The following is a 12,197-nucleotide window of genomic DNA, read 5'->3' on the forward strand; positions in this document are numbered from 1 at the left end:
ACAGCTCAACTGCGCGATCTCCCAGCACCGCGACATAATCCCCGCCACATACAGCGAACATCCGCCACATACAGCGAACCTCCGCCACATACACCGGGAATCCGCCACTTCCGACGGGAACCGACAGCCCGGGTGGACGTGGCCGGGCACGGACCCTGCGAATTTAACAAGCACGCGTGCTTGATTTTTTTTCGGACGCCTGTGATGCTGAACTCGTACACGAACAGCCCCGGGCGCGCTATCCCGCCCGTAGCGGTAGGAGGCACAACCGCTGATGAGTGCTCTGGCCGCCGATCCGGACGTGATCCGGATCGGCAACTGTTCCGGGTTCTACGGTGACCGGCTGACCGCCATGCGCGAAATGCTCGAAGGTGGGCATCTCGACGTGCTCACCGGTGACTACCTCGCCGAACTGACCATGCTGATCCTGGGTCGCGACCGAATGAAGGATTCCGGGCTGGGATACGCCAAAACCTTCCTCCGCCAGCTCGAGGACTGTCTCGGCCTGGCGCTGGAACGCAAGGTGCAGATCGTCACGAACGCCGGGGGCCTGAATCCGGCCGGGCTGGCGGAGAAGGTGAGCGAACTGGCGGCCCGGCTCGGCCTCGACGTGCGCGTCGGTTTCGTCGAGGGCGACGACCTTCTCGACCGCGCCACCGAACTCGGCCTGGGGTCCCCATTGACCGCCAACGCCTACCTCGGCGCCTACGGCATCGCCGACTGCCTCACCGCCGGGGCGGATGTGGTGGTCACCGGCCGGGTCACCGACGCCTCGGTGGTCGTGGGCCCGGCAATCGCCCATTTCGGCTGGCAGCGAACCGATTACGACCAGCTCGCCGGCGCGGTTGTCGCCGGTCATGTGATCGAATGCGGCACCCAGGCCACCGGTGGCAACTTCGCGTTCTTCACCGAACTGCCCGATCTGGGCCGGCCCGGTTTCCCCCTCGCCGAAATCCGGGCCGACGGCAGCACTGTGATCACCAAACACGCGAGCAGCGGCGGTGCGGTCACGGTCGATACGGTCGCCGCGCAGCTCATGTACGAAATCCAGGGTGCGCGCTACGCCGGGCCCGATGTCACGACCCGGCTCGACACCGTCGAGTTGACGGGCGACGGACCGGATCGGGTGCTGATCAGCGGAGCGCAGGGCGAGCCGCCACCACCGCAACTCAAGGTCTCGCTGAATACGCTGGGTGGTTTCCGCAACGAGATGGAATTCATCCTCACCGGGCTCGATATCGAGGCGAAAGCCGAACTGGCACAGCGGCAACTGGAATCCTGGCTGCCGCAGCGTCCCGCCGAACTCGACTGGACGCTGGCCCGGCTCGACAGCCCCGATGCCGAAACCGAGGAACAGGCGAGCGCCCTGCTGCGCTGCGTGGTCCGCGACCCCGACCCGAACAAGGTGGGTCGCGCTTTCTCCAGCGTCGCCGTGGAACTCGCGCTGGCCAGCTATCCGGGCTGTAGTTTCACCACCCCACCCGGTAACGGTTCGCCCTACGGTGTGTACCGCCCGGGGTTCGTCGATGCCGCCGAGGTTCCGCATACCGCGGTGCGCCCCACCGGCTGCCGGGTCCTGGTGGGTGCCCCCTCGGAAACCCGGGTACTCGCCGATGTGCCCGAACCCGAACTACCCGAACCTCTTCCGGTCGCACCGACGAAGCGTGTCCCGCTCGGCAGGGTCGCGATGGCCCGCAGTGGCGACAAGGGCGGTGACGCCAATATCGGCGTATGGGTCCGCACCGACGAGCAGTGGCGCTGGCTGGTGCACACCCTCACCGTCGACCGCCTGCGTGAACTGTTACCGGAAACCGCCGGGTCGGCGGTCACCCGGCACGTCCTGCCGAATCTACGGGCACTGAATTTCCTGATCACCGGCCTGCTCGGCGAAGGCGTGGCCTATCAGGCCCGTTTCGATCCGCAGGCGAAGGGCCTCGGCGAATGGCTGCGGTCCCGCCATATCGATATACCGTTGGAGCTGCTGCCGTGAGCACTGCCTGGAACACGCCCGAACGCCGCGAATTGCGCGCCACCGTCCGTGCTTTCGCCGAACGCGAGATCCTGCCGAATCTGGACGTCTGGGAGCGTGACGGCGAAATCCCGCGGGACTTGCACAAGAAGGCCGGCGCCCTGGGGCTGCTGGGTATCCAGTTCCCCGAATCCGTGGGCGGTTCCGGTGGAGACGGAATCGACGCGGCGATCGTCTGCGAAGAACTGCACTATGCCGGAGTTTCCGGCGGGCTGTTCGCCTCCCTGTTCACCTGCGGGATCGCTGTACCGCATCTGGTCGCTACGGGTGATGCCGAGCAGATCGAACGCTGGGTGAAACCGACCCTGGCCGGCGACAAGATCGGTTCGCTGGCCATCACCGAACCCGGCGGCGGCTCCGACGTCGGCCACCTGACCACCACCGCCCGGCGCGACGGCGACCACTACATCGTCAACGGCGCCAAAACCTACATCACCTCCGGCTGCCGCGCCGATTTCGTGGTCACCGCGGTGCGTACCGGCGGCCCGGGATCGTCCGGTGTGTCGCTACTGGTGGTCGAGAAGGGCACGCCCGGGTTCACCGTCGGCCGCAAACTCGACAAGATGGGCTGGCGGGCCTCCGATACCGCAGAGCTGTCGTACGAGGATGTCCGGGTGCCGGTATCGAACCTGGTCGGCCCGGAGAATTCGGGATTCCTGCTGATCGCCTCGGCGTTCGTGAGCGAACGTGCGGGTCTGGCGGTGCAGGCGTATTCGAGCGCGCAGCGATGCCTGGACCTCACTCTGGAGTGGGTGCGCAACCGGGAAACCTTCGGCCGGCCGTTGATCAGCCGTCAGGCCGTCCAGAACACCGTCACCGAGATGGCGCGCCGGGTCGATATCGCCCGCGTCTACACCCGGGAGGTGCTCAGCCGTGCCGCCGCCGGCGACAACGATCTCATCGCCGAGGTGTGCTTCGCCAAGAACACTGCCGTCGAATCGGGGGAATGGGTCGCCAACCAGGCCGTGCAGTTGTTCGGCGGCCTGGGCTATATGCGCGAATCCGAGGTGGAGCGCCAGTACCGCGATATGCGAATTCTCGGGATCGGCGGCGGTACCACCGAAATCCTGACCGGCCTGGCTGCGAAACGATTGGGGTATCAGGCATGACGACACTGCGCAGCACTCTCGACACCACCAGCGCGGAGTACACGGCGGCGGCCGAGGCTATGACGGCCAAGCTCGCCGAGGTCTCCGCAGAGTTCGAGAAAGTTGTCGCCGGGGGCGGCCCGGAGAAGCTGGCCCGGCACCGCACACGCGGCAAGCTGACCGCCCGGGAACGAATCGAACTGCTCATCGACGAGGATTCGCCGTTTCTCGAATTGTGCCCACTCGCCGCATGGGGCAGTGAATTCCAGGTCGGGGCGAGTACGGTCGCCGGAATCGGCGTCGTGGAGGGCGTCGAATGCATGATCGTCGCTCCCGACCCCACCGTGCGCGGCGGTACCTCCAATCCGTGGACGCTACGGAAAACGCTGCGCGTCAACGACATCATCCGCGAGAATCGCTTGCCGGTGATCTCGCTGGTGGAATCGGGCGGCGCCGACCTGCCTACGCAGAAAGAGGTATTCGTCCCGGGCGGCCGAATGTTCCGCGACCTCACCCAGGCTTCGGCAGCCGGCATACCGACCATCGCACTGGTATTCGGCAACTCGACCGCGGGCGGCGCCTACATTCCCGGTATGTCCGACCATGTGGTGATGATCAAGGAACGCTCCAAGGTGTTCCTGGGCGGGCCGCCGCTGGTGAAAATGGCCACCGGCGAGGAATCCGACGACGAATCGCTGGGTGGCGCCGATATGCACGCCCGCGTTTCCGGCCTCGCCGATTACTACGCACTGGACGAGCAGGACGCCATCCGGATCGGCCGGCGCATCGTCAAAAGGCTGAATTGGCAGAAAAAGGGCCCCGCGCCCCGGAGCTCGGTACCGGAACCACTTTTCGACCCCGAGGATCTGCTGGGTATCGTCCCGCCCGACCTCAAGATCCCGTTCGACCCGCGCGAGGTGATCGCCCGGATCGTCGACGGCTCCGACTTCGACGAATTCAAACCACTGTACGGTTCGAGCCTGGTCACCGGGTGGGCCGAATTGCACGGTTACCCGGTCGGCATTCTCGCCAATGCCCGCGGTGTGCTCTTTTCCGAGGAATCGCAGAAGGCCACCCAGTTCATCCAGCTGGCCAACAAGACGAACACCCCGCTGCTGTTCCTGCACAACACCACCGGCTACATGGTCGGTAAGGAATACGAGCAGAAGGGCATCATCAAACACGGTGCCCAGATGATCAACGCGGTCTCCAATTCGAAGGTCCCGCATATCTCGGTACTCATGGGCTCCTCCTACGGTGCCGGGCACTACGGTATGTGCGGCCGTGCCTACGACCCCCGTTTCGTGTTCGCCTGGCCCAGCGCGAAATCCGCGGTGATGGGCGGGGCGCAACTGGCCGGCGTGATCTCCATCGTCGGCCGCGCATCCGCCGAGGCCCGCGGGCAGGCCTTCGACGAAGAAGCCGATGCCGGGATGCGTGCCATGGTGGAGGCGCAGATCGAGGCCGAATCGCTGGCCATGTTCATGTCCGGGCGGCTCTACGACGACGGTGTCATCGACCCGCGCGATACCCGCACAGTGCTCGGTATGGCCCTGTCGGCCATCCACACTGCACCTGTCCAGGGCGCCGAAGGCTTCGGCGTCTTCCGAATGTGAGGCCGGTCGTGACAGATTCACAGCTCATCACCAGTGTTCTGGTGGCCAACCGCGGTGAGATCGCCCGCCGGGTCTTCGCGACCTGCCGCCGGATGGGGCTCGGCACCGTCGCCGTGTACTCCGACGCCGACGCGGAAGCCCCGCATGTGGCCGAGGCGGATGCGGCGGTCCGCCTGCCCGGGAACACCCCTGCCGAGACCTACTTGCGCGCAGACCTGATCATCGCCGCCGCGCAGGCGGCGGGCGCCGACGCCGTCCATCCCGGCTACGGTTTCCTCTCCGAGAACGCGGAATTCGCGCGCGCGGTGCAAACGGCCGGACTGGTGTGGATCGGGCCGTCCGTCACCGCCATCGAAGAGATGGGTTCCAAGGTGGCGGCCAAGAAGATGATGGACGCCGCCGGGGTGCCGGTGCTGGCCGAACTCGACCCCGACGAGGTCACCGCGGACCAACTGCCGGTCCTGATCAAGGCCTCGGCCGGTGGTGGCGGGCGCGGGATGCGCGTGGTGCGCACCCTCGCCGAACTGCCCGAGCAGCTCGCCGGGGCGCGCCGGGAAGCCGAATCCGCCTTCGGCGACCCGACGGTGTTCTGCGAGCGTTACCTCGAAACCGGCCGCCATATCGAGGTCCAGGTGCTGGCCGATACGCACGGCACGATCTGGGCGGTCGGCGAGCGCGAATGCTCGATCCAGCGCCGGCACCAGAAGGTTGTCGAGGAGGCGCCCTCGCCGCTGGTCGAGCGCATTGACGCCGCACGTACCGGTGCAGCGCAGACGGGCGATACCGCCCCCGACGGTCCCCCGGCCAGGGCGCGATTGCACGCGTCCGAGGACGGGTCGCCGGATGCGGCGCAGGGCAGCTCAGCGGAGTTCGCGTCGGCGTGGGAATCCGAGCCGGTCGACCACCGCGACACCTCCCTGACCGCGGGAGACCGACACCGGGCGCCCTCGGACCCGGCGCCCGAGGGCGGTATGCGAGGCCGGCTGTACGCGGCGGCTCGGCAAGCAACCGCCGCGATCGGCTACACGGGCGCCGGTACCGTCGAATTCCTGGCCGACGAATCCGGCGAGTTCTTCTTCCTGGAGATGAATACCCGGCTGCAGGTCGAGCACCCGGTTACCGAATGCACCACCGGGCTGGATCTGGTGCAGCTACAGATCGAGATCGCTCAGGGCGACCGGCTCCCGGCACAGCCACCCGCCATGCGCGGCCATTCGATCGAAGTCCGGCTCTACGCCGAGGATCCAGCGCAGGACTGGCAGCCGCAGAGCGGCACCGTGCACCGGATCGAGGTGCCGTCGGTGGCAAGCGAATTCGATCTGCTCACACGCCCTGGTATCCGGCTGGACTCCGGCGTCGCCGACGGGTCGGTGGTCGGTGTCCACTACGACCCCATGCTGGCGAAGGTCATCTCCTACGGCCGCACGCGCGACGAAGCCGCGCGGCTGCTCGCCGGTGCGTTGCAGCGCTCCCGGATCCACGGCCTGGTCACCAACCGTGACCTGCTGGTCCGGGTACTGCGCCACCCCGCCTTCCTGGCCGGAGATACCGATACCGCCTTCTTCGGCACCCACGGCCTGGACGCCCTGGCCGCGCCCCTGGTGAGCCCGGACGCCGAGAAACTGTCCATTGTCGCGGCCGCGCTCGCCGAGGCCGCAGCCAACCGGGCGGGCGCCGCGGTGGTCGCGGGGGCGCCCAGCGGCTGGCGCAATCTGGCATCGCAAGCGCAGCGCAAATCCTATGAAAGCCGCACGACCGGTGTGCACGAGATCGACTACCGGTTCACCCGATCCGGTGTCACAGTCGAGGGGTTCCCCGAACTCGAACTGATCTCCGCCACACCGGATCAGGTCGTCCTTGCGGTTCCCGCCGAGCGCAACGGGGACGAACGCACAGCTACGCACGGGCCGGTCCGGCGGCAGTTCTCGGTGGCTCGCCACGGTGAAATGGTCTGCGTGGATTCCGCGTTCGGCCCGGTGGCAGTGCGGCGCCTGCCCCGTTTCACCGATCCGGCCGACCAGGTCGCCACTGGCTCGCTGCTGGCTCCCATGCCGGGCAGTGTGATCCGGCTCGGCGCCGAAGCAGGCAGCACGGTCACTGCCGGCCAGCCCATTTTGTGGCTGGAGGCCATGAAAATGGAGCACACCATCGCCGCCCCAGCGGACGGAGTGCTCAGTGCCGTGAATGTCGAAATCGGGCAGCAGGTCGATGTCGGGGCGGTCCTCGCCGTGGTCGACCCTGCCGAAGAGGGCGAATAGCCGCGCTCACCGATGGCGCCGGATCCGAACCCACACGGAAAACCAGGAGCAGTAATGAGTTTCATAGAATCCGACGAACGCAAAGAGCTGCGGGCCGCCGTAGCCGCGCTGGCCGCGAAATACAGCTACCGCGACTATGTGCTGCCCAAGGCGCGTAACAACGAGCCGCTGGACGAACTGTGGCACGAAGCGGGCGGCCTCGGTTTCCTCGGCGTGAACCTGCCGGAGGAATACGGTGGCGGCGGTGCCGGTATGTACGAGCTGGCACTCGTGATGGAGGAATTGTCCGCGCAGGGTGCGGGTCTGCTGCTCATGGTGGTCTCGCCCGCCATCTGCGGCACCATCATCACCAAATACGGTACCGACGCGCAGAAGTCGGAATGGCTGCCGAAACTCGCCGACGGTTCGGCCAAAATGGTTTTCGGAATCACCGAACCCGATGCCGGCTCCAATTCGCATCAGATCACCACCACCGCGCGCCGCGACGGTGACGATTGGCTGCTCACCGGCCGGAAAATCTTCATCTCCGGGGTCGATCAGGCCGAGGCCGTGCTGATCGTGGCCCGCACCTCCGATCACAAGACCGGCAAACTAAAGCCTGCCCTGTTCATCGTCCCCACCGACGCTCCCGGGTTCGAGAAGACCCCGCAGGAAATGGACATCATCGAACCGGATCACCAGTTCACCCTTTTCCTCGATGATGTCCGGCTCCCCGCCACCGCCCTCGTCGGCAAGGAGGACGCCGCCCTCATGCAGCTGTTCGCGGGCCTGAACCCGGAGCGCATCATGGGCGCGGCGATGGCTGTCGGAATCGGTCGCTACGCCATCGACCGGGCGGTCGAATACGCCAAGGAACGCACCGTGTGGAAATCCCCGATCGGTGCCCACCAGGGAATCTCGCATCCGCTGGCCCAGGTGAAGATCGAAGTCGAACTGGCTCGATTGATGATGCTGAAGGCCGCTACCCTCTACGACTCCGGAGACGAGATGGGTGCCGCCGAAGCCGCCAATATGGCGAAATACGCGGCCGCCGAGGCCAGTATCAAGGCGCTGGACCAGGCAATCCAGACCCACGGTGGTTCCGGTCTCACCACGGAATACGGCCTGGCCGCCATGCTCGGTGCGGCCCGGATCGCGCGTATCGCCCCGGTGAGCCGGGAAATGATCCTCAACTTCGTCGCCCAGCATTCGCTGGGACTGCCGAAGTCCTACTGAGCGACAAACCACTCCGCCGATCCCGAAGAAAGGCAGGTCCGCACCGATGAAGAGGCCGAACTCTGCGCCCGCGTTGTCGGTGCGCCCCGGTGCGCCGGCCTTTCGGCCGGTGGCCCGGCTGCGACTGCCGGCCGGAGACCGCCGGGCCGCTACCGATCTCCCAGCGCCGCGTACCCGTAAAGGCAGGCTCCCGTGACCGGAACCGATCAGGTAGTCCGCTACGCCGTCGAAGACGGGTTCGCGACCCTCACGCTCGATTCCCCGCACAACCGCAACGCCATCTCGTCCGCGCTGGTGACCCAGCTACTGGAAGGGTTCGAGCGCGCCGCCGGCGATGTGGCCGTACGCGGTGTGGTGCTCACCCACACCGGCAACACCTTCTGTGCGGGCGCGGATCTGAAGGAGGCGGTGGATGCCGACCCGGCCGCGGCGGCCGATATCCGCACCCAGTGGATGGTCCGGTTACTGCGCACCGTCCTGGAACTGCCGAAACCGGTGATCGCCCGGGTGGACGGCCATGTCCGGGCCGGCGGTATGGGTGTGCTCGCGGCCTGCGATATCGCCGTCGCGGGCCGTGGCAGCAGTTTCGCCCTCACCGAGGCGCGGCTCGGTTTGGCGCCCTTCGTCATCTCCCTGACTCTGTTACCCAAGCTGACGGCCCGCGCCGCCGACCGCTACTTCCTGACCGGAGAGAAATTCGACGCCGTTACCGCCGAGCGGATCGGCCTCGTCACTGTCGCCGCCGACGATCCACTGACGGCGACGGCCGATGTGCTCACCGAACTCCGGCAGGGCTCGCCCCAGGGGCTCGCCGAGAGCAAACGCCTCACCACCGCCGCGATGCTGGCCGAATTCGACCGCAGCGCAGACGAATTGGCACGGCGTTCGGGCCGTTTCTTCGACACACCCGAGGTGATCGAAGGGATGACGGCGTTCCTGCAGCGCCGCCCTCCCCGGTGGGCCGCCGAACCCAGCGCACCTGCGGAGACCACCGGCTCCGCCGGCCGGGCAACGGAACCACGCTCGGCAGAATAGGCAATTATGGCGACACCGCATGAACCCAAACAGGACCGTAGCCGGGCCACCCGGCAGCGGCTCCTGGAGGCAACTATCGACTGCCTGGCCGAAAAGGGCTGGGCTGCCGCGACGGTTTCTGTGGTCGCCGAACGGGCCGGGGTCTCCCGCGGTGCCGCTCAGCACCATTTCCCCACCAGGGAAGATCTGATCACCGCCGCCCTCACCTATATGTTCGACACCCGCACGGACCAGGCGGTGACGGCTGCGGTCACCGAATCCGGTCCGGCCCGCACCGAAGCGGTCGTCGCGGGCCTGGTCGAGTCCTACACCAGCCCCCTCTTCAAAGCCGCCCTACAGGTGTGGACCCACGCCGCCGCCGACCCGGCTCTGCGCGAACGGATAGCCCCGCTGGAGGCCCGTTTCGGTCGCGGCGCTCACCGCCGCGCCGTAGAAGCCCTCGGTGTCGACGATTCCGACCCGGTCACCCACCATCTGGTCCAGGCCACCCTCGATCTCGCCCGCGGCCTGGGCTTGGCCGACGTCCTCACCGATGATTCCGCCCGCCGCAAACAGATCGTGCACCAGTGGGCCGGCACCCTGCACGATGCCCTCGAGGCTCGGCGGTAGCCGGGCCCGGTAACTCCCGAGGAGCCGGGTCCTATCCGGGCGGCCGGGAGTAGCCGCCGCCTCCTGCACGGAATCCTTTACCTCCCAGGTAATCGCCCCGCCGCGCCGTGCACTGCGAATATCGGGTGACACGGAACGAAACCAGGAGAACCCGATGACCGAAACCACCGTTGCCGATACCACCCGCGCTACCGTCGAGAAGTTTCTCGCAGCCCGCTCCACCGCCGATACCGCGGCTCTCACCGCGCTGTTCGCCGACGAGGTCGATTGGCAGCTGGCAGCGAACCCCGTGGTGCCCTGGATCAAACCGCGCCGCACCGCCGCCGAATGCGCCGCCCAGTTCGATGAACTGATGGCACATGTCGTCGCCGAGGACGCCCGCGCCGAAATCGACACCTTCCTGGTCGACGGGGCAGACGCGGTCCTGTTCGGTCACCTCGCCGGCCGGGTACGCGCCACCGGAAAAACCTTCGAGGGTCCCTTCGCACTGCGGTTGACCGTCGAGAACGGCCGGATCACCCGCCACCACCTCTACGAGAACAGCGTCTCCATCGCCCGGGCCTGCCTCCCCTGACGGAGCCGCACCGCCGGAGTGCATATTTCAGGGATTCATGCCTCGTCACTTCGCGGTACGCCTCCCGCGCGGGCATTTCGCCGCGATCGCCGGTACTCGATGGGCAGCCATCGGTAACACGCGGCGGTCCGGAACGAAAGAACTCGAAGAAGGTCCAGGTAGCGAACGCGGTCGGTAATTCGACCGACGGCTTCGGCTACCAGTGGGACGACCGGTTCACGCGTGTTCGATTACCAACCGTGTTCGCGGTCGGTCTGTTCGACAGTTCGGGTTCATTGCGCAGCGGGGCAAGCGGAACGCGGCCCTGCCGATGAGAAGAGGCGTGGATGACGGATAGAAGACGTTCGAGATATGCGGGCCGGTTGGTTGCGTCGGTCAACACGGTGGGCGCGCGGCTTTCCGACGGATGGCTACGCCACGAGCTTGCGGTGGCAGCCATCGTGCTCTCGTTGTCCACCCTGATGATGGGACTGACATCCGAACACGCCGGATGGCAGATCGGGTACTGCGCCGCGGGCGCCGCGGGTGTCACTGCTTCGGTGCGGGCGCTGCGTGGGCAAGGGCCCCGGCAGTGGGTGGCTCCGGTCGGGATAGCCCTGCTGAACGTGATCCTGCTGATCGTGTACGGGCGGATGTCCGGCGACCTGTGAAGGCCGGGGTGGTGGTCCGGTGCGCCCCGCGCTTCTCCGGACCGTCCGTCATCGGATTCAGCCCAGGCCGAACGGAACCTCGGTGAGATCCTCGGAAACCTCCCAGAGTCGTTGCGCGGTCCCCACATCACTGGCTCCGGCCGAGCGGCCGACCAGTGTGGGGTAACCGTGGAGTTCCCCGCGGCCGTCGGGCCCCACATAGCTCGCGCCCGGCAGGTCCTGGGTCGCGGCGAACAAGGTCGGCCGGGCGGCCTGCTCCGGAGTCTGGGCAAGGATCCGGCCGGCCAGGTGCACGAGCCCGACCAGGTACTTGTTGCGGTCGCGAGTGCCCAACTCTGTGGCCGCGTAACCGGGGTGCGCAGCCATCGAGCGGATATCCGAACCGGCCCGGCGCAGCCTGCGTTCGAGCTCGAGGGTGAACAGCAGGTTCGCGAGTTTGGCGCGGGCGTAGGCCTTCACCGGGTTGTATCCGCGCTTCCGGAAGTCGAGATCGTCGAAGTCGATGGTGCCCGAGCGGTGCACACCGGAGGACACTGTCACCACGCGGTCGGTGATATGCGGCAGCAGCAGGTTCGTGAGCGCGAAATGTCCGAGGTGGTTGGTGCCGAACTGCATTTCGAACCCGTCGGCCGTCCGGGATTCGGGCACGATCGCGACCCCCGCGTTGTTGACGAGAATCGCGATCTCTGCGTCCCATGCTTCGGCGAACGCGCGCACGGAGGAGAGGTCGGCGAGGTCGAGCCGGCGCACCTCGCTACTGCCACCGATCCGCCGTGCGGCTTCGGCGCCACGGTCGAGGTCACGGACGGCCAGCACGGTATGCGCTCCGGCGCGTGCGAACGCGGTGGCGGTACCGAGGCCCACGCCGCTGTTCGCGCCGGTAACGATCACGGTTCGGCCGTCGAGCGCGGGCATCTCGGCCGCGGTCCAGTGCGTGGAACTCATGGCTCCGACCGTATCGGGCCCGGGCGGCCCAGGCGACCCTCCGGAGTCGATATCGCCGCGAACTTCGCCCACCCGGCGCAATGACACAGACTGCGCCGGGCCTGCCATGTGCTCATTGTCTGCACTGATGACGCGCGGTGGCTACGACATCCGGTAGCAGACATTGTCCGGCGGGCCG

At 67.1% G+C, this 12,197-nt stretch carries 10 protein-coding genes; 9 read left to right on the forward strand and 1 reads right to left on the reverse strand.

Features of this window, described 5'->3' with window-relative positions:
* The first annotated feature begins 274 nt into the window (after nt 1-274).
* The 9 genes from NS6_RS20310 (at nt 275) to NS6_RS20350 (ending at nt 11,074) form a co-directional block, all read left to right on the forward strand.
* Nucleotides 275-1,990: an acyclic terpene utilization AtuA family protein gene (locus NS6_RS20310; protein WP_068044071.1), complete on the forward strand. Its 1,716-nt coding sequence runs from the start codon at nt 275-277 to the stop codon at nt 1,988-1,990.
* Nucleotides 1,942-3,138, forward strand: a complete 1,197-nt coding sequence (locus NS6_RS20315) for an acyl-CoA dehydrogenase family protein (protein WP_068044073.1) — start codon at nt 1,942-1,944, stop codon at nt 3,136-3,138. The genes NS6_RS20310 and NS6_RS20315 overlap by 49 nt, the downstream gene beginning before the upstream one ends.
* Entirely contained in the window at nt 3,135-4,733 is a 1,599-nt protein-coding gene (locus tag NS6_RS20320) for an acyl-CoA carboxylase subunit beta (RefSeq protein ID WP_068044075.1), read from the forward strand. Before NS6_RS20315 ends, NS6_RS20320 begins: the two co-directional genes overlap by 4 nt.
* An 8-nt stretch (nt 4,734-4,741) precedes the next feature.
* Complete coding sequence (locus NS6_RS20325) at nt 4,742-6,991, forward strand: acetyl/propionyl/methylcrotonyl-CoA carboxylase subunit alpha (protein ID WP_245669432.1); 2,250 nt, start codon at nt 4,742-4,744, stop codon at nt 6,989-6,991.
* Between the two features lie 54 nt (nt 6,992-7,045).
* Nucleotides 7,046-8,206: an acyl-CoA dehydrogenase family protein gene (locus NS6_RS20330; RefSeq protein ID WP_068044079.1), complete on the forward strand. Its 1,161-nt coding sequence runs from the start codon at nt 7,046-7,048 to the stop codon at nt 8,204-8,206.
* A 192-nt stretch (nt 8,207-8,398) separates the two neighbouring features.
* The gene (locus NS6_RS20335) at nt 8,399-9,241 is read left to right on the forward strand and encodes an enoyl-CoA hydratase family protein (protein WP_084471243.1); all 843 of its coding nucleotides are present in this window, start codon (nt 8,399-8,401) and stop codon (nt 9,239-9,241) included.
* A gap of 6 nt (nt 9,242-9,247) precedes the next feature.
* Nucleotides 9,248-9,850 carry a TetR/AcrR family transcriptional regulator gene (locus tag NS6_RS20340; protein ID WP_068044082.1) on the forward strand — a complete coding sequence of 201 codons (603 nt, stop codon included), beginning with the start codon at nt 9,248-9,250 and terminating at the stop codon, nt 9,848-9,850.
* Between the two features lie 154 nt (nt 9,851-10,004).
* A complete protein-coding gene (locus NS6_RS20345; RefSeq protein WP_068044084.1) occupies nt 10,005-10,424 on the forward strand; it encodes a nuclear transport factor 2 family protein in 420 nt (139 codons plus the stop codon).
* Between the two features lie 326 nt (nt 10,425-10,750).
* A complete protein-coding gene (locus NS6_RS20350) occupies nt 10,751-11,074 on the forward strand; it encodes a hypothetical protein (RefSeq protein ID WP_157112852.1) in 324 nt (107 codons plus the stop codon).
* Between the two features lie 57 nt (nt 11,075-11,131).
* Here the strand turns inward: NS6_RS20350 and NS6_RS20355 are convergent, their stop codons facing one another.
* Nucleotides 11,132-12,019 carry an oxidoreductase gene (locus NS6_RS20355; RefSeq protein WP_068044088.1) on the reverse strand — a complete coding sequence of 296 codons (888 nt, stop codon included), beginning with the start codon at nt 12,017-12,019 and terminating at the stop codon, nt 11,132-11,134.
* Nucleotides 12,020-12,197: the final 178 nt, after the last annotated feature.

It is taken from the genome of Nocardia speluncae NBRC 108251 (genome assembly GCF_001613245.1).
Lineage (GTDB): Bacteria > Actinomycetota > Actinomycetes > Mycobacteriales > Mycobacteriaceae > Nocardia > Nocardia speluncae.

Excerpts from the sequence above, each read along its gene's own strand:
- NS6_RS20310 (WP_068044071.1), top strand. The coding sequence starts at position 275 with ATGAGTGCTCTGGCCGCCGATCCGGACGTGATCCGGATCGGCAACTGT.
- NS6_RS20315 (WP_068044073.1), top strand. The coding sequence starts at position 1,942 with ATGGCTGCGGTCCCGCCATATCGATATACCGTTGGAGCTGCTGCCGTG.
- NS6_RS20320 (WP_068044075.1), top strand. The coding sequence starts at position 3,135 with ATGACGACACTGCGCAGCACTCTCGACACCACCAGCGCGGAGTACACG.
- NS6_RS20330 (WP_068044079.1), top strand. The coding sequence starts at position 7,046 with ATGAGTTTCATAGAATCCGACGAACGCAAAGAGCTGCGGGCCGCCGTA.
- NS6_RS20340 (WP_068044082.1), top strand. The coding sequence starts at position 9,248 with ATGGCGACACCGCATGAACCCAAACAGGACCGTAGCCGGGCCACCCGG.
- NS6_RS20345 (WP_068044084.1), top strand. The coding sequence starts at position 10,005 with ATGACCGAAACCACCGTTGCCGATACCACCCGCGCTACCGTCGAGAAG.
- NS6_RS20350 (WP_157112852.1), top strand. The coding sequence starts at position 10,751 with ATGACGGATAGAAGACGTTCGAGATATGCGGGCCGGTTGGTTGCGTCG.
- NS6_RS20355 (WP_068044088.1), bottom strand. The coding sequence starts at position 12,019 with ATGAGTTCCACGCACTGGACCGCGGCCGAGATGCCCGCGCTCGACGGC.